Origin of the sequence: Rhabdothermincola sediminis, assembly GCF_014805525.1 — a bacterium.
In the GTDB taxonomy this organism is placed as follows: domain Bacteria; phylum Actinomycetota; class Acidimicrobiia; order Acidimicrobiales; family Acidimicrobilacustridaceae; genus Rhabdothermincola; species Rhabdothermincola sediminis.
The window spans coordinates 47,978-74,973 of the sequence record NZ_JACFSZ010000012.1; the positions used below are offsets into that span (position 1 = coordinate 47,978).

Below are 26,996 nucleotides of genomic sequence, written 5' to 3' on the forward strand. Positions count from 1 at the left end.
GAACCTCCGGTTCAGCGGCTCAGGCCGCGCACGATGTGGGACTGGACGAAGCGCCGGACGGCCTCGGGGTCATCGAGGTCGACGGCCACCGAGGGCATGAGGACCAGCGAGAGCAGGAGCCGCACGATCCACTCGGCGGCAGCCTGGTGGTCGAGATCATCACGGATCTCCCCTCGGGCCGCCGCCCGGGCGAGGAAGGGTTGCCAGAAGTCCACCCATCGCTCCACGAGGGAGGAGCTGCGAGCGGTGAGGAGGATGGCGAGGATCGAGTCTTCTTCTCCGAGCGGCAGGGTGAGCTGCTCGTCGTCGACGTGTTCCCGGATGAACACTGCGGCCTCAGCGACCTGCGCGGCCAGCGAGCGGCGCCGGGCAACTGCTGGTCGGGACCCGGCGACGAACCGCTCGGCGACTCGCTCGAGCACGGCGTCGATGAGCGCATCGCGATCGGCGAAGTAGCGGTAGACGGACCCGCGGGAGACGCCGGCCCGCCTCGCCACCTCCCCGACGGACAGATGCCGCAGGCCGAGGCGTTGCAGGCAGGCCTCCGCGGTGTCGAGGATCCGCTCGTCGGTGGGATGGTCGGAGCGCTGCACAACTGGACATCTGATATACAAGTGTTCAATGACCGGTGACAAGGGTCGGTTGGCCGGGAAGGTGGTCCTGGTCACGGGCGCGGCGTCGGGGATCGGCGCGGCGTGCGTCCATCGGTTCCACGGGGAAGGCGCGATCGTGGCAGGCCTCGACGTGGCGGAGGTCAGCGCATCGCCGGTCGACGTCATGCCGGTCGACGTCCGTGACGAGGAGGCCGTCCAGGACGCGATCGACGAGCTCGCCGCTCGTCACGGGAGGCTCGACGGGGTGGTGAACGCGGCCGGTGTGGCCGGTGGTGGCGCGGCTCACACGCTGGATCGCCAGGAGTGGGATCGGGTCCTGGATGTGAACCTCACGGGCACCTGGCTGGTGTGCAAGCACGCGATCGCGGCCATGCTCCGCCAGGAGCCCGTCGACGGGGAGCGGGGAGCGATCGTCAACCTGGCGAGCGTCGAAGGTCTCGAAGGCACCGCTGGCGGCAGCGCCTACAACGCGTCCAAGGGCGGGGTGGTGATGCTCACCAAGAACCTCGCCATCGACTACGGCGGCCAGGGGGTACGAGCCAATGCGATCTGCCCCGGCTTCATCGAGACGCCGCTGACCGAGTCCGTCTACTCCTCGGCTGGCATGGAAGCGGTGCGTGAGCAGGTCCGGCGTGAGCACAAGCTCGGGCGCCTAGGCCGGCCCGAGGAGGTGGCTGCCGTGGCGCTGTTCCTGATCTCCGCGGACGCGTCGTTCGTGACCGGTCACGCACTGGTGGTGGACGGCGGATACACGGCCGGTCGCGATCACGGCGTCACGGAGCTGCTAGGCCTGTAGTCGGTGCGCCAGGAGATCCTCGACACCGCGCTGCGGCTCATGGCGCAACGTGGCTACACGGCGACGTCGATGCGGGCCCTGGCCGAGGCGTGCGGCTGCAACGTGGCCATCCTCTACCGCCATTTCCCGTCCAAGGAGGCGATTCTCGAAGCGATCGTCGAGCAGCGCCGTGAACGCGTGTTCCAGGGGCGGGCCCCGGTCCGGCGGGGACGAGACGACGAGGCGACCCTGACCCGGTTGCTGGTCGCCCTCCTCGATCGGGACGTCGAATACGAGTACATCTACCGGATCATGCTGGGTGAGGGCATGCGCTCGAATCCGGCTGCCGTCAAGGCCCGGGACGAGCTGTGGCGCTCGACCGAGCGGGCTTATCGGCGGTGGATCGTCGAGCTGTTCCCGCAGTTGACGGGCAGCTCCCGGGTGGGCCCGCTGGCACGGACGCTTCGTACCCTGGTGCAGGGCACCTACGGCGAGTTGGTGATGGTGCCACCCGAGGCTCGAGCACGTGCTCTGCGGCGCCGGTCCCGCGAGCTGGCCGGGGTGCTCGCGCCTGCGCTGGTGGTTGACCCTAGAGGTAGTACACGACGAGCTCGGTGATGGCCCCGTTGCCGTCCACGGTGAACACGTCCAGCGTGCGGAGGGGCGCGGCGTCGGCGTCGGCGAGCGGGCTGGTGGCGAAGAACTCGAGCATGGCGGTGCGGTCCTCGGCCACCAGCCGCCCGGGTCGTAGCCTCGCTCGTCCAGCGAAGACGATCTCCTCGTAGAAGCGGCGGATCGACGCGTGACCCTCGTAGCGCCCGGTCGGGTGCAGCAGGGTGGCGTGCTCGTCGAAGAGCGCGAGGAGGCGCTCGCCGTCGGCGTCGTTCACCGCGTCGACGTAGCGCTGGGCGGCCCGGCGAGCCAGGGCGTCGGGCCCGCTCATCCGAGGAACCTCACGGGCATGTGCCGCACACCGGTGTGCTTGTTCGAGCGCGTCCATTCCACGGGTCCGGCCAGCTCGCAGGCCCGCACCCGGTCGAGCAGGGCCTCGAAGACCAACCGGATCTCGAGCCGGGCCAGATTCGCCCCGAGACAGAAGTGCCCGCCGTGGCCGAAGGCGAGATGGCGGTTCGGCTCCCGGGCCACGTCGAAGCGGAAGGGGTCGGGGAAGACCTCCTCGTCGCGGTTGGCCGATGCCCACCACAGCGTGACCTTGTCGCCAGCAGCGATGTCCTGATCGCGAACGGTCACGTCGCGGGTCGCGGTCCGGCGGTTGTAGGTGGTCGAGGAGGCCCACCGCAGGATCTCCTCCACCGCGGTGGGCATCAGCGATCGGTCGTTGCGCAGCGCCTCCCACTGATCCGGATGCTCGATGAGTGCCAGCATGCCGACCGCGATCGAGTTGCGGGTGGTCTCGCTCCCGGCCGCGATGAGCAGGTTGAAGAACATCTGCAGCTCGAGGTCGGTGAGGAAGCTCGCGTGAACGACTGCGGAGATGATGCCGTCGTCAGGAGTGGCGCGCTTTTGGTCGATGAGCCAGGTGCCGTACTCGAACATCGCGGCCGACGCGGCCGTCGCCCGGTCGTCCTGCTCGCCGAGCTCCCGCCCGTCGTAGTCGAGAGTCGCATTGGCCCACTCGAAGAGCCGGTGGCGATCGTCCTGTGGCACCCCCATGAGGCGGGCCGCGGCCTGCAGCGGCAGCTCGGCCGCGACGTCGAGGAGGAAGTCACACGATTCCGCTCCCACCGCGGCGTCGACGATCAACTCGGTGCGCGCCCGCAGCTCGGGCTCCATGGCCCGAAGCGCCCTGGGGGTCACCGCCGGGGTGACGACCTTGCGGATCTGCTGATGGCGGGGATCGTCCATCATGTTGAGGAGCACGCCCGCCGCGAAGCCGGAGGGGAGGTCTTCGATGAGGGTTCCTCCGCCTTCCCGCCCGCCGCCTGTGTGGGAGGAGAACGTATCGCCGTCGGACGCGATCGCGACGATGTCCGGGTGGCGGGAGACCACCCAGAATCCCTCGCCGTCGGGGGTGTGCTCGGTCGGGGGGTGCCACCAGACGGGCGCCTCGCGGCGGAGCTCGGTGAACACGTCGTGGGGGAAGCCCTGCGCGAACGAGTCGAGGTCGGTGAGGTCGATCGCCGGTCGCATGCGGCCCCCTCTCCGGCTCCACCACGAGCCGGGATCACGGTGTAAACGAGCGTTTACACAGGATACTCCAGGGATGACGACCGGTCACGACCATCACGGCGGCGTCCTCCTCGAGCTCCCCGAGCGGCGCTGGCAACTGAGTCACACCGTTCTCACGGCCGCCGTCGCCATCGGCGTGCTCGCGCTGGTGGGGCTGATGGTCTGGTGGCCGCGCGGGGAAGGCCCCGTGTTGAACCCTGGTGGCACCCCCCTCCGCTACGTCGACGCCATCGTCCAGTCGGTCACGATCGAGGAGTGCCCCGGTCTCGAGGCGAGCGGGGCACTCACCGACTGCCAGCGGGTCACCGCCGCCACCGCCGACGGGGACACCGCCCGCTTCACGATCTTCGCCACGGACTTCGACAAGCCGACCCTCGTGGCCGGGGATCGGGTGGTGCTCGCGCGCAACCCGTTCGCACCTTCCGAGTATCGCTACAGCTTCTCGGACTTCCAGCGCACGCAACCGCTGCTCCTGCTCGGCGTGCTGTTCGTCGTCGCGGTGGTGCTGTTCGGGCGGTGGCAGGGTGTGCGCGCCCTGGCCGGCATCGTGGTGAGCTTCGTGGTCCTGCTCGCCTTCCTCCTCCCGTCGCTCCTCCGCGGGAATCCCGCCCTCCCCGTCGCCCTGGTGGCGACGGTGATCATCGCCTTCCTCGCCCTGTACCTGGCTCACGGCGTGCGCCTGACCACGACCGTCGCTCTGGTCGGAACGCTGGCCAGCCTCGCCGTGATCGCGGTGCTCGGGCAGGCCTTCGTCGGCTTCACCCGGTTGACCGGTCTCACCGGTGAGGAAGCGCAGATCCTGCGGATCACCGCCGAGGCGGTCGACCTACGTGGATTGCTGGTGGCCGGCATCGTCGTCGGAGCCCTCGGGGTGCTCGACGACGTGACCGTCACGCAGGTCTCCGCGGTGGTGCAGCTCCGGCGGGCGAACCCATCCATGTCGAGGGTGGAGCTCTACCGCTCGGCGTTGAAGATCGGCCGTGACCACATCGCATCCACCGTCAACACGCTCGTGCTGGCCTACGCCGGGGCGTCGCTGCCGATCCTGCTGCTGTATGCGGAGGCCGGGCAGCCCTGGGCTCGGGTGACCGCGGGGGAGCTGGTGGCGATGGAGATCGTGAGGACCCTCGTGGGCTCCATCGGCTTGATCGTCGCGGTGCCGATCACCACCGCGCTCGCCGCGGTGCTCCTCTCACCACGACCCACCGCCACCACCGCCGCCGCCACCACCAGCGGAGCCACCACTTGAGAACCCGCTGCCTCCACTCGAGGGCGGGGGTGTCGATGCCAGCGTCCGGCTCGCCGCGGTGGTGAACGAGGTGGTGACGACGTTGAGGCGCTCGACGGTGAAGGGCTGGTTGCCGACGTACCAGGCGCTCGTCGCGGCCGTCGCCTCCACACCCAGGGAGGCGAAGGTGCGGGCCCACCGATCGGTGATCCCGAGCACCACCGCGTAGCCCAGGTAGTCGCTGAAGATGTTGCGTTGCTCGGCCCACCTCGCTCGTGGTGCCTCGGAGTCGACCATGAACTGCTCAAAGCCGCCGATCCGGCGGCGCAGGCCCGTGCCGGCCGGGGTGCGTCTGGGGAACCTGCCGGCGAAGAGCACGATCGCCAACGACGCCACCAGCAACGGCACGGTCAGCAGTGCCAGCGTGGTGAAGGACGCGGCCGCGGCCAGCACCGTTGCGGAGACCACGGTGAGCAGGATCCCGAGCGCTCGCCACCGGACCCGCACCCGGTCGGGACGAGCCGCGAACCAGCCTCGGGAGATCCCGTTGTCGTAGACCTGATCGATGACGTTCCCGAGGCGCTTCGCGAACCGGTTACGAAGATCGCTGAGCAGTACGGTGTCCCGACGGGCGAAGAGGGCGTTCATCAGGGTGCGCTCGTAGCCGAGCCAGTCGAGATCGTCGTCGCGCAGGCGGACCAACCGGTAGTCGTTCCTGCGTCCCTCGCCGACCTGCTCGATGCGCAGCGCACCACGCACTGCCAGGTCGACGATGGTTGCCGAGATGTCGAGCGGCCGGACGCTCTCGTTGCGGACCAGCGCGAGCTGCGCGGGGCGCACCCCGTCGGGAGGAACGAACTCGACCGGGGAGTCACCGCGCTCGAAGAGTGGGACGGGCACACCGTCCGCCCCCGCGGGTGCGAAGGCGATGTCGGTGGGCGAGCCGGCGAGGCGCCGGTCCCGCCCGACGGCGAAGGCGAGCGCCGCGACCCCCGCCAGGAGTGCGGCGAGCAGCGCCGCCGAGCCGCCGACGGTCAGCGGGGTCACGGAGAACGCGCGGGTGAGCGACCAGCGCCGTTCCAGGAGCAGGGGGGCGTCAGCAACAGCTCCGGCCGGCAGAGCCACAGCCACGGTGAGTCCTTCGCCTGGCATGAGCTGCTGCTGCTGGAAACCGGCTCGATCGCCGGCCAGCTCGCCCGCGTCGCAGGTGGCCGTCGACCCTCGCCGGCCCGCGTAGCACGCGAGGCGGAACGCCGGCGTGGGAGCATGGACGGCGACCGTCACGTCGTAGAGCGGCACGTCCCAGCCGTCGCCGGTGACGTTCCAGTAGAGCTCCTGGTGGCCGGGGAACGCGTTGACCACTCCCTGGAGGCGGTATCGCAAGCGGTAGGTGTGGCGGCCCCGCACGGTGCGGTCGGGGTCGCCGATGCGGATCTGGGTCGTGCCGTCCGGCCCGTCCTCCACCACCCAGTCGGCAGGAGTGCCGGTGGGGCTGGTCACGTCGAGGACGGACAAGGGGTACACGCGGTCCCACTCGTCGTTGCAGCGCTGGGTCAGGCGGAGCCGCCGGAAGATGCCATGGCGGTCGGTTCTCCCGTCGAAGTCGTAGTCGATGGTCTCGGTGAACACCGCGCTGCCATCCTCGCCCACCTGCACGTCGACGGCGAAGGCGCGGACCGCCTCACCGCGGGTCTGCACGAACGTCGGGAGCGATGGCACGGAGCCCGGCACGCCCTGCAGCCCACCGCCAGGGGACGGCTCGGGGGTCGTGGCTACGCGGGCGGCGCCTTCGCACAGGACGTCGTCGCGGCGCTCTGCGGCCCCGGCAGCATCGGGCCAGCTCGAGCTCACCAGCACGAGCAGCCAGAAGAGGGACACGGCGACCGCGACCTTCGTGCGCACCGCGCACCACCTTCGCGCGGCCGGCAGGGCCATGTGCCCGCTCTTCCAGCTCCGGGTGCGTCGCTCAGTGTGAGCTACACTCAGGGCGTTCGGCGGAAGGGGGAAGCCGATGGAAGCCCAGGGGAGCCTGGTCCATCGACGCGAGGTATCAGGTGGACCGCCGGTACGGCGGTGGTACCAGAGGGGATCGCTGGCCGTGCTGGGGTTCGCGGCCCTCTCGGTCGGTGTGCTGGGCGCGGGAGCCTCGACGGGCGGTGGCCCCGGGGTGGGCTCGCCTCCCGGTGAGCTCGCGCTGGCGGCCGAGGGTTCCTCCGACGGCCACGACCACCCTCATGACGGCGACGCCCACGCACACGACACCTCGGGCAGCGACCATGCCCACGGGGACGGCGCCAGCCACGCAGCCGGCGCGCCCCACGCGCACGGACCGGACGGGGGGTCGGGATCGCACGGCCACGACGACCACCCGGACAGCTCCGGCGGCCATGACCATGCGGTGGGCGGCGCAACGGACGATCACGGCGATCACCACCATCCCGGCGGCACCACGCCTGGCGCCGACGGTCACGACCACGCCGGCGGCAGCTCCGGCCCCGGGGGAGGGGACCACGATCACGGCGGGGACGGCGGCGGGGGACTCCCTGGCCCCGGCGACCACGACCACGACCACGACGAAGGCACCGGTACCGGCGCCACGCCCGAGCAAGAGGCGCGAGCGGCGGCTCTCCTGGCGGCCACGGAGGCCTCGATCCCGAAGTGGGCGAGCACCCGGGCCGCTCACGCGGCTGGTTTCCGCAGCATCGGTGATGCGGTGACCGGCTTCGAGCACTGGGTGAACTGGGAGTGGTTCCTCGACGATGTCGTGCTCGATCCCGAGCACCCCGAGTCGCTCGTGTACCGCGTCCTGTCGGACGGCACTCGGGTGCTGGAGTCCGCGATGTACATCCTCCCGCTGGGAGCGACCATGGCCGATGTGCCCGACGTGGGCGGCCCGCTCACGCCGTGGCACATCCACGACAACCTCTGCTGGGACTTCAGCCGGCCCACTCCGATCGTGGTGGCCACGACGGTGAGCGGGGTGTGCCCCATCGGCACCTTGTTCGTGACCCCGCCGATGCTGCACGTGTGGATCGTCGACACACCTTGCGGGCGATTCGCGGAGATCGAGGGCGTGCAGGGGACCGCGAGCTGCGACCACCACCACCAGGGCTGAGCAGGCCGGGGTGGGCTGCCCTCCTCCGATCAGTGGGCGTCCCTCCCCGGGATGGGCAGTGCCGGCGGCTCCGCGAACGCCGGGGGTCCGTCGAGGTCGAGGCAGTCGAGCAGGTTGCTCGCGTTCGCGTCGCGCCGGGTCAGCGCGCCGAGGTTCCACTTGGTGGCGATCAGTCGCAGCACCGAGGTGTGGTCGTGGATGACGTGTGACACGTAGTCCCGGCGCGCGTAGGGCGAGACGACCACACACGGCACACGGAAGCCGAGGCGATCCCACCCGCCCGGCAGGTGCACGTCGGGCACGAGTTTCGGCGGGATGTCATCGGGTGGCACGGCGGGAGGAGGGGGGACGTGGTCGTAGTAGCCGCCGTGCTCGTCGTAGGTCCAGATCAACAGGGTGCGGGGCCAGCAGGGCGACCCGAGGACAGCGTTGATGATGCGGGCCGAGAAGGCTTCGCCTTCCTGGATGTCCTGCGGGTTCTCCTCGGACAGGTCGGTGCGGGGGGTGACCAGGCTGAACGGGGGGAGCGTTCCCCGGCTAGCGTCCTCGACGAAGTCGTCGTAGGTGCGTCCACGGCCGGGGTTCGCGAACCACACGGGTGGGTAGAGGGCTGGTTCCGGCAGGTCGCCGAAGTAGTTGCGCCACTCGATCCCGAGATCGTCGAGACGATCGAAGATGGTGCCGTTCGGCGGCACCTCGTCGAGCGGCGGGATGTCGGTGGTGACCATGCCCATGGCGGTGCCGGACCACATGAACCGCCGGTTGGGGAACGTCTGGGTGAGGGCGGAGGCGAAGTAGCGGTCGCAGAGCGGGAAGGTTCTGGCGAGGCCCCAGTAGAAGGGGATGTCATCGCCGGTCCAATAACCCATGGCGGTACGACCGCTGCCGCTGCGCACGAAGCCGTCGAGTCGGCCCTCGTTCCATTGGATGTGGCAGGCGTTCCAATCCGGAGCCGGTTCGTCGGGGGGCTGCCGGGTGGTCTCGAAGTGGTAGGCCCGGACCGGGTTGCCGTCAGTGTCGGGGTTGGCGTCGAGCGGGCGACCCTGGTCATCGAGGGTGAAGCCGTCCCCCCGGCCGAGCATCCCGAAGTAGTTGTCGAAAGAGTGGTTCTCCATCACCAGCACGACGATGTGCTCGATCTGGGGCAACAGGTCCGTGCCCTCGGGAAGGTCCGGGGCGGGGCGGCTCCCCGGCTCGTGCACGGGGCCGGCAGGATCGAACCACGACGTGGTGAGGGATCCGAGCACGGGCGGCTTCAGCGTCATGGGGGCTCACGCTACTTCCAGGACGATGCCGTCCCGGGCCCGCCGGGCGACCCCGGCGGCCACCGCGTAGGCGACCGCGTTCGTCGTCGCGTGGGTCAGCACCGGCGCCAGGACGCTACCGGTGCGCACCCGCTCGACGCCGAACAGCACCCCCGCGAGGGTGGTGGCAGCCACGGCGCCGGCGACGACCGCCGCGGGATGAGCGGTGCGGGTGGCGGGGTGGTGCTCACGATCGGCCAGTGCCGGCAGGATGTGCCACAGCCCGAACAGCGCGGAGCTCACGGCGATCGCACCGGGTGGGCTGAAGCGCCGCATGGCCAGCCCCAGGATCACCCCACGGAAGACGACCTCCTCGTAGACGGCGGTCCCGAACGGGATCTCCACCAACGAGGTGTACGCCACCTGGCCGGGTGAGACGTCGAGCACCCGGGCATCGGTGAACAGCGGCCGGGTGCGGGGGACCAGCGCGCCCGCTCCGACGATCGCGCCGATGACCAGCGAGCCGAGGACCCCGCGGCGCAACGCGGCGCGCAGGCGGGCGGGACCGAGGCCCAGTTCGTCGAGCGAGGCGCCTGCTGCTCTGGCCGCCGCGACCGCCGCCGCCGCCGACGCGAGGTGGGTCCCGAGGTGGAAGCGAACCGGCACCAGGCGATGGTCGACGACGTGGGCGGCCGCGATGCCACCCACGATCGCGGCCTCGGCGACGGGCCGTCCCGTCCCGGCCGGCTGGCGGGTGCCTCGGCGCCTGCGCATGGCTGGGGGAGCGTAGCGGGCACCGGAGCTACGCTCGCCGCCATCCCGGTCCGGGAGGCATATGGCTTTCGACCCTGCAGACGAATGGTTCCGGCGGCCGGACGTGTGGTCCGGTGTGGTGCTCGGTGCGTGGGTCGCCGCGGAGTCGTTCGGTCCGTCGCTCATGCCGCGCACCACGCTGGACCAGGCACTGGTGTCGGGTGCCTCGGCGGCCACCGGGTTCGCGGTGGGGAACGCGACGTACGGGTTGATCGGTCGCGAGGTGGAGGTGCGTGACCAGCCCCTCGCATTCGGTGCTGCCCTTGCGGCGGCGTTGACCGCGAAGCTGGTGCTCGCTGACGCGGCGGCCCGCAGCCTCCCGGCGGCCACGCTTCGGGCCATGGCCGGCGGGCTCGCCGGTGGTTCGGCGGCGTGCGGCGCGGTGGCGCTGGTGCGCAACGCCGAGCGACCGGGCGTGACGGCGGGGGTGCTGGCTTCGATCGGCGCGGCTGCCGGGTCGGTGGTGCTGTTCCGATCCATCCGTGACCAGGTGGCACGCCGCGACGACATCGATCCACCGCCCCCCCGCCCGCTCCCTGCGGTGGCGCAGAGCGCGACGGTGGCGGCGCTGCTCGCCGCGGTGGTCAACGGCTACCGCAAGAGCGGCCAGGCGATGACCCGCGTGCTGCGCCGCCGGATCGGGCTCTCGCCCGGCATCAGCGAGGTCGGCGGGCGAACCGCGGCGACGATGGCGTGGGCCGCGGTCATCACCGCGTTCGCCGACACCTTCGTGCGGGGGATGGAGCTCTACGACCGGGTCATGGACCCTGGCTATGACACCCCACCCGACACGCCCGCGTGCTCGGCCGGCCCCGGCTCGGCGGTGAGCTTCTCCAGGACCGGTCGCCAAGGCCGGCGCTTCCTGCTCAACCGGCCCTCGGCCGACGACATCCACTCGGTCATGGGGACCCCGGCACGGGCCGAGCCCGTGCGGGTGTTCGTGGGCTATGACGCGGCGCGCACTCCCGAGGACCGGGTGGCGCTCGCGCTCCGGGAGCTCGAGCGGGCTGGCGCCTTCGACCGTTCGATCCTGGTGGTCGGCTGCCCGGCTGGCACGGGCTACGTCAACACCGTGCCGTTCGAGGCCGTCGACCACCTGGCTCTCGGCGATGCGGCCGGTGTCGCCGTGCAGTACGAGCGGCTCCCCTCCCTGCTGGCGCTGCACCGCACCGGCGTCGGTGGCGAGCACGTCCGGCTCCTGCTGGCCGGCATCCGTGACGCGCTCGCGGAGCGACCCCCCTCGTGCCGGCCCCGGGTCGTGCTGTACGGAGAGAGCCTGGGGGCTTGGGCCGGCCAGAACGCGTTCCTGCACCGCGGCCTCCGCGGGCTCGACGAACTCGGGGTGCAGCGGGCGCTGTTCGTCGGGACCCCGTACTACAGCGGTTGGCTCCATGAAGTGCTCGGGGGGAGGGACGTCACGCCGGGGAGCGTGTTGGAGGTCCCCTCAGCGCTGCCACTCCGGTCGCTGAGCCCCGCGCAGCGGGCCGCTCTGCGGGTCGTGCTGCTCACCCACCACAACGACCCCGTCCGCAAGATCAATCTGGGTTTGCTCGTGCAACGTCCGGATTGGCTCTCACATCAGCGGCCGCCGACGGTGCCGGCCCGGCAGCGATTCCGGCCGATGATCACCGGGTTCCAGACCATCGTCGACACCGCCAATGCCACCCATCAGGTACCGGGGGTGTTCCGGGCGACCGGGCACGACTACCGGCTCGACGTGCCCGCAGTGGTGCGAGAGGTGTTCGAGCTCCCGTCGCCCACCCCTGGGCAGTGGGAGCGGTTGATGACCAAGCTCCAGGACGAGGAGGCGGCACGCGCTGCACGGTTCCAGCTCCCCCGGAAGGAAGACGGAGCGGACGTCGAGCGTCGGGTCAGCGGGACGCGAGACCCCGCAGGCTCGCCGAGCACAGCTCGACGAAGGTGGCGGTCACCTCGTCTCGGGGCAGGCCCCGGTCGAGCCAGGCGGTGATCAACCCCAGCGTGCCGGTGAGGAACACACTGGAGGCCACGAGCGCGGTCGGCACCGGGACGCCGAACTCCTCGTGGATGAGTGCCGCGAAGTAGTCCTCGACGTACCGGTTCCGCTCGCGGCGGCGTTGCTCGAAGGCGCCGCCACCGAGCCGAGCTTGCATGAGGATGGTCAGGACGTTGCCGCGCTCGGTCACGGTGTCGAGGTAGGTCTCGAGCATGGCGCGGATGCGATCGTCGAACGACGACAGACCGGAGGTCCGTTCGTCGATGCGCTGGTCGTAGCGGCGTGTCTCCCGTTCGAACAGCGCGGCGAGCAGGTCGTCGCGGTTGGTGAAGTAGCGGTAGCCGAGTGCCTTGCTGACCCCGGCCTCAGCGGCGAGGCCTTCCATCGTGAGCGCTTCCACGCCGTGCTCGACCACGATGCGGGCCGCGATGTCGAGGAACAGCTCACGTCGCTCGTCGCGGCTGAGCCGGGTGCGCCTCACGATGGTCGTGCCCGCCTTCGTCACCCGGCGGACCCTAGCTCACCAGCGAAGCGCCCACGGCAGACCCACGTCCGGTAGGGGAGGGAGGCGACGGGGGTCGGGACGGGCCGGTCGCGCCGAGCGAGGCGCGACACTGGCGCCATGTCTCTGGTTCTGGTCGACGTTCCCCGCCCCCATGTGGGGCTGATCACCCTCAACAAGCCCGAGCGGCTCAACTCGATGTCGTTCGGCTTGGTGCAGGCCCTCTACGAGACGATCGAGAAGGTGGCCGACGACAACGAGATCTGGGTCGTCGTGCTCACCGGCGCCGGGCGCGGGTTCTGTTCGGGCCTCGACCTGCACGATCGGGGAGTGCCCCCCAACGTGGAGGGCCTGGGCTTCGCACGCCTGGCGATGAAGTCGATGTCGTACATGGGCGGTGTGGTGCCCGCCATGCGTGCCATGCCCCAGCCGATCATCGCGGCCATCAACGGGGCCGCGATCGGGGGTGGGATGTGCCTCGCCCTGGGAGCGGACATCCGCTACGCGGGGGAGTCCGCCACGTTCGCCAACGCGGGTATCACCAACGGCCTGACGGGGAGCGAGCTCGGCATCACCTACCTCCTGCCCCGGGCAGTGGGACTGTCGAACGCGGCGGAGATCCTGCTCACCGGTCGCCGTTTCGACGCCCACCACGCGCTGCAGATCGGGCTGGTCTCGCGAGTGCTCCCCGACGACGAGTTGCTCGATCACGCCCTGGACACCGCGGCGCACATGTGCGAGCTGTCGACGTTCGGCGTGCAGATGACCAAGCAGTGCCTCTGGGCGAACCTCGAGGTCGGCAGCTTGCAGGCCGCCATCGATCTCGAGAACCGCAACCAGCTCCTCGCTGGCTACACGGGAAACCTCGACGAGGCGATCGCCGCTTGGCGGGAGAAGCGCAAGCCGATCTACGAGGAGTGAATGACCCCTCGCTCCCCGGCTCCTCGAGGGCGGAAGTCGTCGCTGGTACGCCCGCTGGGTGAACATTGGGCACCGTCCACGCCAGGCACTAATCTGACGGGTCGTCAGAACTCATCGCCGGCTCCCGGAGGCCCCTCATGCTCGACTACCTCATCAAGGGCGGCACCGTCGTCGACGGCACCGGGTCACCGCCTCGGGTGGCCGACGTCGGCATCCGCGGCGGCCGCATCGTCGTCATCGGTAAGGTCGACGAGGGGGCATCCACCACGCTCGACGCCGGTGGCCTCGTCGTGTGTCCGGGCTTCATCGACCCGCACACCCACTACGACGCGCAGCTCCTCTGGGACCCGGTCGCCTCCCCCTCGAACATCCACGGTGTCACCACGATCATCGCCGGCAACTGCGGGTTCACCCTCGCTCCGCTGAAGGCCCGGGACGCCGACTACCTGCGGCGGATGATGGCCAAGGTGGAGGGCATGCCGCTCGCTGCCCTGGAGAACGGGGTCGACTGGAAGTGGGAGACCTTCGCGGACTACCTGAACCGCTTGGAGGGCAACCTCGGCGTCAATGCCGGGTTCCTCGTCGGACATTGCGCCCTGCGCCGTTACGTCATGGGTGAGGCCGCGGTGGGCGGCGAGGCCACGCCCGAGCAGGTCGACGCCATGGTCCAGCTGTTGCATGAGTGCATCGACGCCGGTGGTCTCGGCTTCTCGACGACCCTCTCGAAGACCCACTCCGACGGCGACGGCCAGCCGGTGCCCTCTCGCTGGTCGAACCGCGACGAGCTCCTCGCGCTCTGCGCGGCGGTCGAGGCCCACGAGGGCACCACGCTCGAGGGCATCGTCGACGGCTGCCTCGACCGCTTCACCGACGACGAGATCGACCTGTTCATCGCGATGTCGCTCGCCGCGAACCGGCCCATCAACTGGAACGTGCTCACCGTGGACTCGCACGAGCCCGACCGCGTCCCACGCCAGCTGAGCGCGTCGACCAGGGCCCGGGAGGTGGGGGCACGGATCGTGGCCCTGACGATGCCGGTGCAGGTGCCCATGAACATGAGTTTCCTCAACTACTGCGCCCTCAACATGCTCCCTGACTGGGGCCCGATCCTGGGCTTGCCGGTGCCGGAGCGCATCGAGAAGCTCCGTGACCCGGCCACCCGGCGGTTCATGCTGGAGCGGGCGGGCAGCGAGGAGGCCGGCGTCTTCCGCCGCTTGGCCGACTTCGCGAACTACGTGATCGGCGACACGTACTCCGCGGCCAACGAAGGTCTGAAGGGGCGGGTGGTGGCGGACATCGCTCGGGAACGAGGGCAGGAGCCCTTCGACACCCTGGTCGAGATCGTGATCAACGACGACCTCCGCACCATCCTCTGGCCCATCCCGCCCGATGGTGATGACGCCTCCTGGGCGCTGCGCAAGCAGGTGTGGGACGACGACCGGGCCATGCTCGGCGGCTCCGACGCTGGCGCGCACCTGGATCGGATGTGCGGCGCGCCCTACACCACCCGCTTCCTCGGCGACTGCCTGCGGGGCCGGCGGCTCGAGCCGCTCGAGCGAGCGGTGCAGATGCTCACCGACGAGCCGGCCAGGCTGTTCGGTCTGCGCGGCCGAGGACGCATCGCCGAGGGCTATGCCGCCGACGTGGTCGTCTTCGATCCGGAGACGGTGGGCGCGGAGCACGCGACGCTCGTCAACGACCTTCCCGGAGGAACGGCGCGGCTCACCGCGGCCGCGAACGGTGTCGTGCGGGTCCTCGTGAACGGGGTGGAGACGGTGGCCGACAACCAGGCGGTGGGCGCGCTGCCGGGGACGGTCCTGCGGTCCGGCCGCGACACCGAGACGGTCCTGCCCTAGCCGATCCCGGGCCGTCGCTCGGCGACGACGGCCGCTGGGCGACGGCTACTCGAAGCGGGCGCCCATCTCCCGCAGCACATCGATCATGCGCTGGGGCGAATCGGGTGCCGGCTCGCCAGGTTCGTAGCGGACCGACTCGAGCACGCCGGTGAACGGGAACGGCCCGAAGCGCTCGTAGAGGTCCCACGCCACGGGGGAGCGCCGGTCGATGCCGACGTCGATGCCCTCGAACGGTGCCATGCCGAACAGCATGGGCACGCCCTCCAGGGTGGAGGAGACCCGCCCATCGACTCGCACCGTCACGTCCCAGCGGGTCCGGCCGGGCGCGTGCAGGTCGACCACGATCTCCCGCGCGCCAGCAGGGACCTCGCCAGCGGACAACCGGCGAAGACGTCCTCTCCCGTCGTTGTGGACGAACACCGCCTCGTCGTCGAGGACGTAGAGCCCGTAGCCGGACCCCTGGTCGCCGTGGGCCACCAGGTAGCCCCGGTCACCCGGACGGAAGCCCCCGAGGCGAGCCGTGATCCGGCAGGAGCGGAACCAGATGAGCTGCACCGACCGCCAGCGCTCGAGCGTCGGCGTGCCGGGGCGGATCGTGACTGGCTCCGCGAAGGCATCCACCCATGGGGGGCGCACCAGGTACTTCACACTCGATCCCTCGTCCAAGGGGTAGACCTGGAACTGCCAGGCCGCCCGATCGAACGCGTCGGCGAGCTCGCGCAAGCGGTCCGGGTGCTCGGAGGCGAGGTCGTTGAGCTCCGTGGGGTCGGTCTCGAGGTGGTACAGCTCCCATTCGGCGTCATCGAAGGGCGTGAGCGGCCGATGGAGGGTCACCACCTCCCATCCCTCGCGGTAGAAGCCCCGATGGCCGAAGGTCTCGTAGTGCTGCTCGATGTGGCGGCTCGGGGCCTGCGGGTCGCGCAGGGTGGGCGCGAAGCTGCTTCCCGCCAGGGGCTTGAGGCGCTTGCCGTTGCGCTCCTCGGGTCGCTCGATGCCGATCAGCTCGAGGAGGGTGGGGAGCACGTCGGTGACGTGGGTGTACTGCCGGCGGAGCTGCCCGGCCTGCTCGGCCAGCATCCGGGGCCAGGAGATGATGAAAGGCACGGAGTGGCCGCCGGCGTGGGTGTTGAGCTTGTAGAGCCGGAACGGGGTGTTGCCGAGCATGGCCCAGCCGCGGGGGTAGTGCGGTGTGGTCCGGGGTCCACCGATGAGGTCGAAGCGGTCGAGGTCGGCCGCGAGGTCGTCACCTTGCAGGAGGTGTACGTAGTAGGCGGTGGTACCGACGGCCTCACCCTCTCGGGACGCGCCGTTGTCGGAGGTGAAGATGACGATGGTGTTGTCGAGCTCGCCGAGCGCGTCGAGCTCGGCGAGCAGCCGGCCCAGGTTCTGGTCGATGTTGTCGACCGCCGCCGCGTAGACCTCCATGTACCGGGCGAAGAGCTTGCGCTCGTCCTCCGACAGCTCGTCCCAGGGGCGGACATCGTTGTCCGGCTCGGCGTTGCGGGGGGCGAGCACGGTGCCCGGCTCAAGGACGCCGAGCTCGAGCTGGCGGCGGTATCGCCGCTCCCGTAGCGCATCCCAGCCCGCCTCGTAGCTCCCGCGGTACTTCTCGATGTCGGCCGGCTTGGCGTGCAGCGGCGCGTGGACCGCGGCATGAGCGAAGTAGCAGAAGAACGGCGTCCGCGGGTTCGCGGCCTTCACCTCACGGATCATCGAGATCGCCCGGTCGGTGAGGTCGTCGGTGAAGAAGTAGTCGTCGGGGTAGCGATCGACGTCGACCTGATGGTTGTCCTCGACGATCCGGTGCGGATGGTGCAGGTTGGTGAACGCGTCGAGCACGCCGTAGTAGCGGTCGAAACCCCGTTGGCAAGGCCAGGAGCGCTTGTCGCTGGCAGCGTTCTGGAGCGCGTCGAGAGTGAGGTGCCACTTCCCGAGGGCCATGGTCGCGTAGCCGTGGTCTCGCAGGATCTCGGCGATGGTGGCGGCGTGCTCGGTCAGCTCCATCGCGTACCCGGGGAACCCCGGGTCCGCGTGGGGTACCGTGCCCACGCCCGCATCGTGGGGGTTGAGCCCGGTGAGCAGGGCTGCCCGGGTGGGCGAGCACATCGGGGCGGAGTGGAAGTTCGTGTACCGGAGGCCTCGGGCGGCCAGCGCGTCGAGGTGCGGGGTGTCGATCTCACCGCCGTAGGGGCCGATGTCGGCGTAGCCGAGGTCGTCGACGAGCATCACGATGACGTTCGGCGCGCCCTCCGGCGGGGAGGGGCGCGGCGGCCACCAACCCTCCGATCCGGCGAAGGTCCGACCGACCCGACCCTGGTGACCGGCGTAGGGAGCCAGGTCGTCGTGTTCCACCCCACAGGACTGCTCGTTCATCCCCACCTTGCCTAGCACGGGCACGGCGACCCGCGTGACCGAAACGGCATCGATACCGCGAGCGGCGATCGGTAGGGTGACCGGAGGTGGAGACGAGCGAGCAGGCCTGCCGTGATCCGTTACCCGCGAGGATGGGTCCCGACGCCATCGGCGACCCCATCGCCGGCATCGAGCCACCCGTGCCCGACGATCGCGCCGGCGAGCCGATCGCCGTGCGCCGGTCGTTCGCCTTCGTGGACATCACCGGCTTCACGTCCTTCTGCGACCGCTACGGCGACCGCGAAGCCATCGCGCTGCTCACCCGTTTCCGCTCCCACGTGCGTGACATCGCGGCGCGCCGCGGGGTACGGGTGGCGAAGTGGCTCGGCGACGGGGTCATGCTGGTCGCGGTCGACGACGGGCCGCTCGTCGCGGCGGTCACCGAGCTGGTCGTGCGCTGCGCTGCACTCGGCATCGACACCCACGCAGGGATCTGCGCAGGCACCGCCCTGCTGTTCGAAGGAGACGACTACGTGGGCCGGCCCGCCAACGTGGCGGCGCGCTTGTGCGACGTGGCGCTGCCCGGGCAGGTGCTGGCCGCGCAGCTCCGTGGGCCGCTCCCGAGCTGGGTCGAGGACCGCGGGCCGTTCTCGGTGTGGGCGAGAGGAGTCGGCGAGCTTGACGACGTGCACGATCTGCGGGTGACCCCGACGATCGCCGTGGAGCTCAAAGGCGACGGTGCCGCCGCCTAGGCGGTCGTGGCGCCAGCCGATGTGGTCCGCCAGGGTGTCGCGGCCGGCAACCCTCGCGTGCCCGGGAGCAGTCACTAACGTGCGGGGCTGATGGGATGGAGGCGGGTCGCGGTGGGTGTCGGCTCGGCGGCGTGCGTGGTGGTGTCGGTGGTCGCGGGCTGCACGGTCGACGACGGCACCGTCGAGGAACCGGTCAGGTCGGCAGCGGTCGGCGAGGCGATCGAGTCCGGGGGTGTGTCGATCGTGGTCCAGGATGCCCGGGTGGTGGACAGCGTGAGCTACGGGTTGCGCAGGGGACGGTTCCTCGTGCTGATGGTGTCGCTGCAGTCGCAGCGGGAGGCTCCGTTCGAGTACGGGCCGCTGGACTGGCGGATGTACGCGGACGATGGGGCATCGCTCGAGCCGGTGGTCCTCGGCGAAGACGACCGGCTGAGCTTCGGGACGCTCGAGAACGGTCATGCTGCCTCGGGGCGGATCGCGTTCGATCTCGGCGAGCACCCGGCGCGAGGGAGGGTCGAGCTGCACGCGGTCGACGGCACGGTGGAAGGGTCGTGGCGGATCACCGAAGCGGAGGTGACCACGGCGACCTGATCCCAGCCGTATCATCGCGGCCATGACCGGCGAGCGGTCGGGCACCGAGCGGCCGCGGCGTCACGTCGTGATCGGCCCCGAGCACGTAGGCGTGAAGCCCGGGACCGGAGCCCCACCGGTCGCCCCCGGTCCCGGATCCACACGACCAGCTCCCTCCTCACCGGCAGCGCCCGCGACCCCGGCTGGGCGGGGCGCGCCGGGATCCCGGCGGCCGTCGGCGCCTCGGCGACTGCCTGCCCCACAGGCTCCTGCGGCCAGCAGGCGGCGCGGTGTCCCGCTCCGGCGGATCCTCCGGGTGGCGCTCGCGATCGTGTCGGCACTCGTGCTGCTGGCCGGCGCGCTCTTCGCTTTCGGCTGGTGGCAGTTCGGGCGCATCGACAAGGTCGCCGTCGCGTCGCTCTCGGGGGCCGGCGGCCAGGGGACCAACTACCTCATCGTGGGGTCGGACTCCCGCCAGGGCATCGACCCGCAGGCCCCCGACGCCGGGGCCTTCCTCGGCGAGGCGGTCTCGGGGGAGCGCACCGACACCATCATGGTGCTGCGGATGCAGGGCTCGGGCAGCTCGCTGCTGTCGATCCCCCGGGACCTGTGGGTGAAGAACCCGGTCACCGGCGAGATGGGCCGTATCAACTCGGTGTACCCCGACGGGCCGGCCGCGCTCGTACAGGCGGTACGGAACCTGGGCATCCCGGTGCAGCACTACGTGGAGATCGATTTCGTGAGCTTCGCGAAGCTCGTCGACGCCGTCGGGGGCATCACCGTGGAGTTCCCTCACCCGGCGCGCGACACGCACTCCGGGCTCGACGTGCCGACCGCCGGTCGGGTGACCCTGGACGGCGCGCAGGCCCTCGCTTACGTGCGCTCCCGCTACTACGAGGAGTTGGTGGACGGCTCGTGGCGAGCTGACCCCACCTCGGACCTCGGGCGGGTCCAGCGCCAGCGGGCGTTCCTCCAGGCCTTGCTGACGAAGATGGCGAGCACGAAGAACCCCGTGGCCCTCGCCCGGCTGGCGTCCGCGATGGGTGGCGGGATGCGCATCGACGACCGGCTCACCTACCTCGACGCCCTCGGCCTGCTGTGGCAGGTGCGCGGTGGGTTCCACCCCGAGTCGCTCACCCTTCCGGTCACCAACCGCACGACCTCGGGAGGGGCCGCGGTGCTCGACCTCGACACCGCGCAGGCCCGGCCTCTGATCAGCCAGTTCGGCGGTTGAGCGGAGGGCGGGGAGTGAACGAGGCCTTCATCCGCTTGATGCCGTGGATGAACGCGGACTGCAGCATGTCAGGCGCGCTCGAGACCTCGATGTCGGGCAGGCGGGACAGCAGCTCCTCGAACATGACCTTGATCTCTCGACGGGCGAGGTTCGCGCCCAGGCAGAAGTGCGGCCCGCCTGCGCCGAAGCCGACGTGGTCGTTCGGCGAGCGGGTGAGGTCGAGGCGGAAAGGATCGTCGAACACCCGTTCGTCACGGTTGGCGGAGTTGTAGAACATCACCACCCGGTCACCGGCGGCGATCTCCTGGTCGCCGAGCACGGTGTCCTCGGTGGCGGTGCGGCGGAAGTGGATCACCGGGCTGGCCCAGCGCACGATCTCCTCCACGGCCGTGGGAGACACGCCGTCGAGGTCGGCGAGCCAGCGTTGCTTCTGGTCGGGGTTGCGGGTCAGCTGCAGCAACCCATGGCTGATGGCGGTACGGGTGGTCTCGTTGCCTGCCACCACGAGCAGCACGAAGAACGAGCCCAGCTCGCTGGCGCTGAGCCGCTCGCCGTCGACCTCGGCGTGCATGAGCGTGGAGGTGATGTCCTCACGGGGGTTCGCCAGGCGCTCCTCCGCCAGCTCGAGCCCGTACTGGAAGAGCCCGAACCCCGCGGCCATGAGGTCCTCGAAGGTCGACACGTACTCGGGGTCGCCGACCCCGAGGATGGTGTTGGTCCACTCGAAGATCTGCTGCTGGTCGCTGGCGGGGATGCCCATCATCTCGCAGATGATCTGCAGGGGCAGGGCGGCGGCCACCTCGCTCACGAACTCGACCTCACCCTTCTCGCAGATCGCGTCGACGATGGCGCGGGCTTGCTCGCGCACGTGGTCCTCGATGCGGGCGATGTGGCGAGGGGTGAAGCCCCGGTTGACCAGCTTGCGCAGCTTCGTGTGGCGAGGCGCGTCCATGTTGATCATCGAGCCCAGGAACTCGGCGATCTCCTGGGGGATGTCACCGATGTTCGTGCCACCCAGACCGGAGGCGAACAGGTCGGGGCGGCGGCTCACGTGCATGACGTCGTCGTAGCGGGTGACGGCCCACCACTCGATCTCGCCGGGGTGGGGCAGGCCCCGCGCCAGGTTCTCGGCCAGCAGGACGGGATCGGCGGCGTCGGGATCGAAGAAGGGCAGGCCACGTTGCCGGGAGACCGGCAGGTCACGGCGGAGGGCGGCGAAGGCCTCCTCGCGCTGGGGGCCCATCCACAGCGCGCCGTCGGAGAGGTCGACGTCCTCACCCCGGAGCTCCGTGGTGCAGGGATCGGTGTCGGTGGGCGCCATGGGTGCACCCTAGTGGCACAGTGTTCGGTGTGTCCCTCCCAGGATCGCCCCGTCGGCACGCCGCAGCAGCTCCTCCGCCGGGAGCCGGTCGGCTGGCGGTGGTGACCGGCACCAACCCGCCCGCGGCTGCCCTGGCCGCGGGGCTGGAGCCGGTGGCGGTGGGCACGCCGCGCGGGCCGGTGGAGGTCTTCGACGCCGGCACGCACGTCGTGGTCGGTCGCCACGGCTCCGAGGTCGGCGTCCCGGCTCACCTGGTCGACCACGAACGAAACCTGCGGGCACTGGTGGCCCTGGGTTGCGACCGGGTGCTGGCGGTGGCCTCGACGGGCAGCTTGCGGCGGGATCTGCCCACCGGTTCGGTCATCGCCCCCGACGACCTGTTCGGCCCGTGGGTGAACCCGACGATCTTCGACGACCAGCGCGGCCATTCCGTTCCCGGGTTCGACCCGGTGTGGCGAGCGGAAGTCGTGGGCGCGTGGCGGGCTCGGGCGGAGACCCCTCTCCACGACGGTGGGGTGTACGTGCAGACCGGTGGACCGCGGTTCGAGACCCCGGCGGAGATCCGTTTCTTCGCCACCGTGGGTGATGTGGTCGGCATGACCGTCCTGGCCGAGTGCCTCGTCGCCCGGGAGTTGGGCTTGAGCTACGCCGCGGTGTGCGTGGTCGACAACCTGGCCAACGGTGTCGGTGATCGACCTCTCACCGTCGATGAGTTCCGGGCCGGGGTCGAGCGCAACCGGGACCGCATGGTGCGCGATCTCTCCCGAGTGATCCCGGCCCTGTCCCCCGGGCCCACCAGAGGAGGCGTGCCGTGGGCCTGACGGTCCTGCGGGCAGCGCTGGCCGGCACCGAGGTCGGGTTGCGGGCCGAGGAGGGCGTGATCGTGGCCCTCGGTCCGGAGGTGGTCCCCGAGCCGGGCGACGAGGTGCTCGACGCGCTCGGCATGGCCCTGGTGCCCCCCATGGTGAACGCCCACACCCACGCCGCTATGACGCTGTTCCGCTCGTTCGGCGACGACATGCCCTTGCGGACCTGGCTCGAGACCCGCATCTGGCCTGCCGAGGCCAGGTTGCGCCCCGACGACGTCTACTGGGGCACGCGGCTGGCCTGCCTGGAGATGATCCGCTCCGGGACCGCCCGGTTCTTCGACATGTACTGGCACGCCCCGGAAGCAGCCCGGGCCGTGCACGACTCGGGGCTTCGGGCCGTGCTGGCAGCACCGTTGATCGACACCGGGAACGCGAGTGGCCTGGCGGCGTTCAAGGACGACGCGCTGGGCTCGCTGGAGCGCATCCGTCCCTTCGAAGCGACGGGGAGGATCGTGGCCACGCTCGGCCCGCACGCGGTCTACACGGTGAGCAGGCCGTCGCTGGAATGGCTCGGCGAGCTGATGGCCGAGCGTGGCGTCGGCTGCCAGATCCACCTCTCCGAGACGAGGCGGGAAGTGGAGGACTGCGTCTCGGAGACCGGCTTGCGCCCGGCGGAGCTGCTGCACGCCTGTGGGCTGCTCGGCCCCCAGACCGTGGTGGCCCACGGATGCTGGCTGGACCCCCACGAGCTGGCCCTCCTCGCGGAGACCGGCACGACGGTGGCCACCGTGCCGGTGTCGAACCTGAAGCTGGCGGTCGGCAGACACTTCCCCTACCTCGACGCCCTGGCGGCGGGGGTGTGTCTCGGGCTCGGCACCGACGGCACCGCCTCGAACAACAGCCTGGACCTGTTCCAGGACGTCAAGGTGCTGTCGCTGGTGCAGAAGTTCGCGGCCGAGGACCCCGCGGTGATGCCGGCGTCCGAGGCGCTGGCCATCGCCCGGGGGCAGCGCTCCACCCACCTCGGCGGGTGCGCCATCGAGCCCGGCGCACCGGCGGACTTCCTGCTGGTGCGGCTCGACATGCCGGAGGTCTCGCCAGGCGATCTCGACGCCAACCTGGTGTACGCCGCCACGGGTGCCGTGGTGGACACCACGGTGGTGGCCGGCCGGGTGCTGATGCGAGAGCGGCGGGTGGCGGGCGGGGAGGAGATCTTGGCGGAGGTCCGGGGCCGGGTCGGCCGTCTGACCGGTGGCTGAGCCGGTCCCGATCCGGCCGCCGCTCAGATGTCGAGGAGCTTGATCAGCGAGATCGCGGACAGCGGCCCGTAGTAGGTGTCGCGGTTGGGGGTCTCGAAGCGGTAGGCCTTGACGCCGATGGGGTCATGGGTGGGCTGGCCGGACTCGTCGAGGAACTCCATCTCGACCACTTCGAAGGTCCCCAGCTCGACGGAGTACCACTCACCGGCGATGACGACTCGGGACACGCGCTGCAGCGGGATCGACATGGCGGCTCCTCACGGGCTCGGGGTGATCGGCACGTAGGAGCCCGACACTAGCCAGAGGTGCTGGGGCGTACGCTCGGTGCGGCTATGACCCGCTCCCCGTCCGGCGCGCTCACCCCGTTGTGGCTCTCGCACCACTTCCCCGAGCACTACGACCGCTGCGCGGTGATCGCCGGGCGACACATCTGCCGCCGCTGCCTGGTGCTGTACCCGCTGGCCTTCGTGGTGATGGGGTTGGGGTCGGCCGGCGTGCACTGGCCCCCGGCGTTGGACCCCATCGCGCTGTGGCTGCTGCCGTTACCGGCGGTGGTGGAGTTCGTGCTGGAGCACCGAGGGGTGCTGGCGTACCACCCCGCACGGCAGGTCCTGCTCACCCTCCCCCTCGCCCTTGGATTGGGACGTGGCTTCACGATCTACCTGGAGGATCCGGCGAGCAGGCTCTTCTGGTCGGTAGTGGTGGTCTACGGGGGACTGTGCCTGGCCGCGGCGCTGCTGCGCCGGCGTCCGGAGGGGCCGTCGGTATGATCCGGCGATGGCCGAGGTCGTCATCTACCACAACCCGCGCTGCAGCAACTCCCGCCGGGCGCTCGACGCGCTGCACGAGCGGGGCGTCGAGGTCGAGGTCGTGCGGTACCTCGAGACGCCGCTCGACCGGCTAGCGCTCGAACGGCTCGTCGCCTTGCTGGTCGACCCGCCGGCAGCGCTGGTGCGCCACGACAAGCGCTTCGCCGAGCTGGGCCTGGATCCGGAGGGTTACCGGGATCCGTCCAGCGTCGTGGACCTCCTCGCCGAGCACCCGGAGCTGATGCAGCGCCCGGTCGTGCTGGCTGGCGACAAGGCGATCATCGCCCGCCCGCCGGAGGAGAAGCTCGCCGCCTTCCTGGGCTGACCCGGCAGCCCCGCTCATCACACCGGGGTCGGCACCGGGGCGTCGGGTTCGGGCTCCTCGTCCCCGCCGCCCGGGCCACGCGCACCATCGGTCGTCGCGGCCCGACCCTCGTCCAGGTGGATGTCCGGCAGGATCCGGTCGAGCCAGCGCGGGAGCCACCAGTTGGCTCGACCCATGAGCTCCATGGTCGAGGGCACGAGCACCATGCGGACGATCGTGGCGTCGACGAGGACCGCGACCGCCAGACCGAGACCGATCATCTTGACGGTCGGGTCGGGGTTGGTGACGAACGAGAGGAACACGGCGATCATGATCAACGCCGCCGAGGTGATGACCCGGGCGGTGTTGGCCAGCCCGATCACCACACTGGTGTGGCTGTCGCCGGAGCGGAGGTACTCCTCCCGGATGCGGGAGAGGAGGAAGACCTCGTAGTCCATGGAGAGGCCGAAGAGGATGGCGAACATCATCACCGGTACGAACGCGGCGATGATGACGGTCTCCTCCAAGCCGATGGCTCCTCGACCCCAGCCCCACTCGAACACCGCCACCAGCACGCCGTAGGCCGCGCCGATCGACAGGAGGTTCATCACCGCGGCCTTGAACGGTACGAACAGCGAGCGGAACACCATCATCAGCAACAGGAACGATCCGCCGAGCACCACGGCGAACAGGTATGGCATCCGCTCCGTGATGCGGTTGGTCAGGTCGATCAGTTCGGCGGTGGTGCCACCGATGTAGACCTGGTCGGGATCGATGCCCGTGCCCTGCAGGGCTTGGGGCATCTGGGCCCGGAGGTTCTCGACCAGCTGCTTGGTCTCCGGGGCATTGGGCCCCGATCGGGGCACCACCTCGATGAACAGGATCGTGTAGTCGGGTGGGTTGCTCCCCGGGATCACCCGGGCCACATCGGGGATGGCCCCGAGCTTCTGGACGAAGCCCTCCACCAGGGTGAGCGTCTGCTGCGGCTCGGAGGAGGCGTTCGGGGGGAGCGGACCCACGAGCAGCAGTGGTCCGTTCGCCCCTTCGCCGAAGCCCTCGGTGATGAGGTCGTAGGCCTTGCGTTGGGTGGTGCCGGCCGGCGCGCTGGCGTCGGTCGGGAAGCCGAGATCGATGCGCAGGAGCGGCACGGTGAGCATGAGGAGCACGACGAGGCTCACGGGCGCGAACAGCCAAGGTCGGCGGGCGATCTCGTGCGCCCAGCGTGCAGAGAGGGTGCGGCTGAGCTGGTCGGCCGGGAGCTCCTGGGTGCGGTGGTGCCAAGGGAGTCGCAAGCTGTCGACCCGCCGGCCGAGCAGGCCGATCATCGCCGGGAGGAAGGTCAGGGCCGCGCCCATCGTGACCAGCACGAACAGGGCGGCGGTGAGGCCGAGGGTGCGAACGTAGGGGATGCCCATCACCCCTAGCGCGACCATCGCCAGGCAGACCGTCAGCCCCGCGAAGAGCACGGCGGAGCCGGCGGTGGCGAGCGCCTTGCCCACCGCGTCGTCGGTGTCCATCCCCTCGGCCAGGTTCTGGCGGTAGCGACTGACGACGAACAGGGAGTAGTCGATACCGACCCCGAGGCAGAGCATGGTGCCGAGGATCGGGCCGATGCTGCCGATCTCGAAGGAGCGCTCGAGGATGACGATCAACGAGGTCGCGACGCCGAGCGAGAAGAGCGCGGTGCCGATCGGCAGGAGCATCGCCACGCCCGATCCCAGCGAGATCAGCAGGATGATGACCGCCAGCGCCAGACCGACGTCGTCTGCGTGATCGGAGATCGCCGAGCGGGGCGCGTTGTAGATGTCCACCACTGCTCCGCCGAACTCGACCTCGATGCCGGCGGCCGGTGCCGGCTGGGCGGCCTGCTCGAGCTGGTCGACCACGTCGCTGTCGACCTGGTCCGCGGGGACGGTGAACTGAACCGACGTGTACAGGATGGTGCCGTCAGGCGAGATGTTGCCGGCGAAGATCGGGTTGGTCAGGGGATTCTCGATCGGTGCCACGTTTGGCAACGCCTGGAGGTTGGCGAGCACCTGGTCGATGGCCTGCTCGTTCGGGGCGTCGGTCACTTTGCCGGTCGGGGTCCGGAAGACGACCGTGGCACTGGTGCCGGTGGCGGCCGGGAACTGCTGCTCGAGCAGGTCGATCGCGCGCTGCGCCTCGGTGCCGGGGATGGTGAAGTCGTCGATCGGCCGCCCGCCGGCACGATTGGACACCGTGCCCAGCGTGATGGCCAGGAGCAGCCACAGGGCCAGGAACCACCAGTGGTGCCGGGCAGCGGACCTGCCGAGCCTACCGAGCACGCTGTCTCCTCCCAGCCGCCGAGCACCCAACGGTACACGGCGCCCGG

25 protein-coding genes are annotated in these 26,996 nt (G+C 70.5%); 14 read left to right on the forward strand and 11 right to left on the reverse strand.

Going from position 1 to position 26,996, the window contains the following annotated elements:
• Positions 1-11: 11 nt before the first annotated feature.
• Positions 12-593, reverse strand: a complete 582-nt coding sequence (locus HZF19_RS11060) for a TetR/AcrR family transcriptional regulator (RefSeq protein WP_208028840.1) — start codon at positions 591-593, stop codon at positions 12-14.
• A gap of 28 nt (positions 594-621) precedes the next feature.
• Here HZF19_RS11060 and HZF19_RS11065 point away from each other — a divergent pair, with 28 nt between their 5' ends.
• Both HZF19_RS11065 and HZF19_RS11070 read left to right on the forward strand, forming a co-directional pair.
• The gene (locus HZF19_RS11065; RefSeq protein ID WP_208028841.1) at positions 622-1,410 is read left to right on the forward strand and encodes an SDR family NAD(P)-dependent oxidoreductase; all 789 of its coding nucleotides are present in this window, start codon (positions 622-624) and stop codon (positions 1,408-1,410) included.
• Between the two features lie 3 nt (positions 1,411-1,413).
• Complete coding sequence (locus HZF19_RS11070; RefSeq protein ID WP_208028842.1) at positions 1,414-2,007, forward strand: TetR/AcrR family transcriptional regulator; 594 nt, start codon at positions 1,414-1,416, stop codon at positions 2,005-2,007.
• Here the strand turns inward: HZF19_RS11070 and HZF19_RS11075 are convergent.
• Complete coding sequence (locus HZF19_RS11075; RefSeq protein ID WP_208028843.1) at positions 1,979-2,332, reverse strand: nuclear transport factor 2 family protein; 354 nt, start codon at positions 2,330-2,332, stop codon at positions 1,979-1,981. The two genes, HZF19_RS11070 and HZF19_RS11075, sit on opposite strands and share 29 nt — an antisense overlap.
• Positions 2,329-3,540: a cytochrome P450 gene (locus HZF19_RS11080; RefSeq protein ID WP_208028844.1), complete on the reverse strand. Its 1,212-nt coding sequence runs from the start codon at positions 3,538-3,540 to the stop codon at positions 2,329-2,331. The genes HZF19_RS11075 and HZF19_RS11080 overlap by 4 nt, the downstream gene beginning before the upstream one ends.
• A 73-nt stretch (positions 3,541-3,613) precedes the next feature.
• On the opposite strand from HZF19_RS11080, the gene HZF19_RS11085 reads away from it, so the two are divergent.
• Positions 3,614-4,828 carry a YibE/F family protein gene (locus HZF19_RS11085; RefSeq protein WP_208028845.1) on the forward strand — a complete coding sequence of 405 codons (1,215 nt, stop codon included), beginning with the start codon at positions 3,614-3,616 and terminating at the stop codon, positions 4,826-4,828.
• On the opposite strand, the gene HZF19_RS11090 is transcribed toward HZF19_RS11085, so the two are convergent.
• Positions 4,772-6,709: a DUF2207 domain-containing protein gene (locus HZF19_RS11090; RefSeq protein ID WP_208028846.1), complete on the reverse strand. Its 1,938-nt coding sequence runs from the start codon at positions 6,707-6,709 to the stop codon at positions 4,772-4,774. The genes HZF19_RS11085 and HZF19_RS11090 overlap by 57 nt on opposite strands.
• 196 nt (positions 6,710-6,905) lie before the next feature.
• On the opposite strand from HZF19_RS11090, the gene HZF19_RS11095 reads away from it, so the two are divergent.
• A complete protein-coding gene (locus tag HZF19_RS11095; protein ID WP_208028847.1) occupies positions 6,906-7,922 on the forward strand; it encodes a hypothetical protein in 1,017 nt (338 codons plus the stop codon).
• A gap of 29 nt (positions 7,923-7,951) precedes the next feature.
• On the opposite strand, the gene HZF19_RS11100 is transcribed toward HZF19_RS11095, so the two are convergent.
• A complete protein-coding gene (locus tag HZF19_RS11100) occupies positions 7,952-9,187 on the reverse strand; it encodes an alkaline phosphatase family protein (protein ID WP_208028848.1) in 1,236 nt (411 codons plus the stop codon).
• Positions 9,188-9,193: 6 nt separating this feature from the next.
• The gene (locus HZF19_RS11105; protein WP_208028849.1) at positions 9,194-9,940 is read right to left on the reverse strand and encodes a CPBP family intramembrane glutamic endopeptidase; all 747 of its coding nucleotides are present in this window, start codon (positions 9,938-9,940) and stop codon (positions 9,194-9,196) included.
• A 61-nt stretch (positions 9,941-10,001) separates the two neighbouring features.
• Here HZF19_RS11105 and HZF19_RS11110 point away from each other — a divergent pair, with 61 nt between their 5' ends.
• On the forward strand, positions 10,002-11,948 hold the full coding sequence (locus HZF19_RS11110; RefSeq protein ID WP_208028850.1) for an alpha/beta-hydrolase family protein: 1,947 nt from the start codon (positions 10,002-10,004) through the stop codon (positions 11,946-11,948).
• Here HZF19_RS11110 and HZF19_RS11115 read toward each other — a convergent pair.
• The gene (locus HZF19_RS11115; protein ID WP_208028851.1) at positions 11,851-12,459 is read right to left on the reverse strand and encodes a TetR/AcrR family transcriptional regulator; all 609 of its coding nucleotides are present in this window, start codon (positions 12,457-12,459) and stop codon (positions 11,851-11,853) included. The genes HZF19_RS11110 and HZF19_RS11115 overlap by 98 nt on opposite strands.
• Before the next feature lie 117 nt (positions 12,460-12,576).
• On the opposite strand from HZF19_RS11115, the gene HZF19_RS11120 reads away from it, so the two are divergent.
• Together HZF19_RS11120 and HZF19_RS11125 are read left to right on the forward strand one after the other, a co-directional pair.
• The gene (locus tag HZF19_RS11120) at positions 12,577-13,377 is read left to right on the forward strand and encodes an enoyl-CoA hydratase-related protein (protein WP_208028852.1); all 801 of its coding nucleotides are present in this window, start codon (positions 12,577-12,579) and stop codon (positions 13,375-13,377) included.
• Between the two features lie 137 nt (positions 13,378-13,514).
• Entirely contained in the window at positions 13,515-15,233 is a 1,719-nt protein-coding gene (locus tag HZF19_RS11125) for an N-acyl-D-amino-acid deacylase family protein (protein WP_208028853.1), read from the forward strand.
• A gap of 45 nt (positions 15,234-15,278) precedes the next feature.
• Here the strand turns inward: HZF19_RS11125 and HZF19_RS11130 are convergent, their stop codons facing one another.
• Entirely contained in the window at positions 15,279-17,606 is a 2,328-nt protein-coding gene (locus tag HZF19_RS11130; protein WP_208028854.1) for an arylsulfatase, read from the reverse strand.
• Between the two features lie 86 nt (positions 17,607-17,692).
• On the opposite strand from HZF19_RS11130, the gene HZF19_RS11135 reads away from it, so the two are divergent.
• From HZF19_RS11135 to HZF19_RS16905, 3 genes are all read left to right on the forward strand, one after another.
• Positions 17,693-18,337 carry an adenylate/guanylate cyclase domain-containing protein gene (locus tag HZF19_RS11135; protein ID WP_208028855.1) on the forward strand — a complete coding sequence of 215 codons (645 nt, stop codon included), beginning with the start codon at positions 17,693-17,695 and terminating at the stop codon, positions 18,335-18,337.
• Between the two features lie 90 nt (positions 18,338-18,427).
• A complete protein-coding gene (locus HZF19_RS11140) occupies positions 18,428-18,928 on the forward strand; it encodes a DUF4352 domain-containing protein (protein ID WP_208028856.1) in 501 nt (166 codons plus the stop codon).
• A 295-nt stretch (positions 18,929-19,223) separates the two neighbouring features.
• Positions 19,224-20,141 carry an LCP family protein gene (locus HZF19_RS16905; RefSeq protein WP_208028857.1) on the forward strand — a complete coding sequence of 306 codons (918 nt, stop codon included), beginning with the start codon at positions 19,224-19,226 and terminating at the stop codon, positions 20,139-20,141.
• On the opposite strand, the gene HZF19_RS11150 is transcribed toward HZF19_RS16905, so the two are convergent.
• Positions 20,122-21,462 carry a cytochrome P450 gene (locus tag HZF19_RS11150; RefSeq protein ID WP_208028858.1) on the reverse strand — a complete coding sequence of 447 codons (1,341 nt, stop codon included), beginning with the start codon at positions 21,460-21,462 and terminating at the stop codon, positions 20,122-20,124. The genes HZF19_RS16905 and HZF19_RS11150 overlap by 20 nt on opposite strands.
• Positions 21,463-21,563: 101 nt before the next feature.
• Between HZF19_RS11150 and HZF19_RS11155 the strand changes: the two genes are divergently transcribed.
• Complete coding sequence (locus tag HZF19_RS11155) at positions 21,564-22,283, forward strand: MTAP family purine nucleoside phosphorylase (protein ID WP_208028859.1); 720 nt, start codon at positions 21,564-21,566, stop codon at positions 22,281-22,283.
• Positions 22,274-23,530 carry an amidohydrolase gene (locus tag HZF19_RS11160; protein WP_208028860.1) on the forward strand — a complete coding sequence of 419 codons (1,257 nt, stop codon included), beginning with the start codon at positions 22,274-22,276 and terminating at the stop codon, positions 23,528-23,530. Before HZF19_RS11155 ends, HZF19_RS11160 begins: the two co-directional genes overlap by 10 nt.
• A gap of 23 nt (positions 23,531-23,553) precedes the next feature.
• Here the strand turns inward: HZF19_RS11160 and HZF19_RS11165 are convergent, their stop codons facing one another.
• Positions 23,554-23,778 (reverse strand): hypothetical protein, encoded by a 225-nt coding sequence (locus HZF19_RS11165; RefSeq protein WP_208028861.1) that lies wholly within the window; start codon positions 23,776-23,778, stop codon positions 23,554-23,556.
• 84 nt (positions 23,779-23,862) lie between these two features.
• Between HZF19_RS11165 and HZF19_RS11170 the strand changes: the two genes are divergently transcribed.
• On the forward strand, positions 23,863-24,300 hold the full coding sequence (locus HZF19_RS11170) for a hypothetical protein (protein WP_208028862.1): 438 nt from the start codon (positions 23,863-23,865) through the stop codon (positions 24,298-24,300).
• 7 nt (positions 24,301-24,307) lie between these two features.
• Positions 24,308-24,664 (forward strand): arsenate reductase family protein, encoded by a 357-nt coding sequence (locus HZF19_RS11175; protein ID WP_208028863.1) that lies wholly within the window; start codon positions 24,308-24,310, stop codon positions 24,662-24,664.
• A 17-nt stretch (positions 24,665-24,681) separates the two neighbouring features.
• On the opposite strand, the gene HZF19_RS11180 is transcribed toward HZF19_RS11175, so the two are convergent.
• The gene (locus HZF19_RS11180; protein ID WP_208028864.1) at positions 24,682-26,949 is read right to left on the reverse strand and encodes an MMPL family transporter; all 2,268 of its coding nucleotides are present in this window, start codon (positions 26,947-26,949) and stop codon (positions 24,682-24,684) included.
• Positions 26,950-26,996 lie beyond the last annotated feature (47 nt).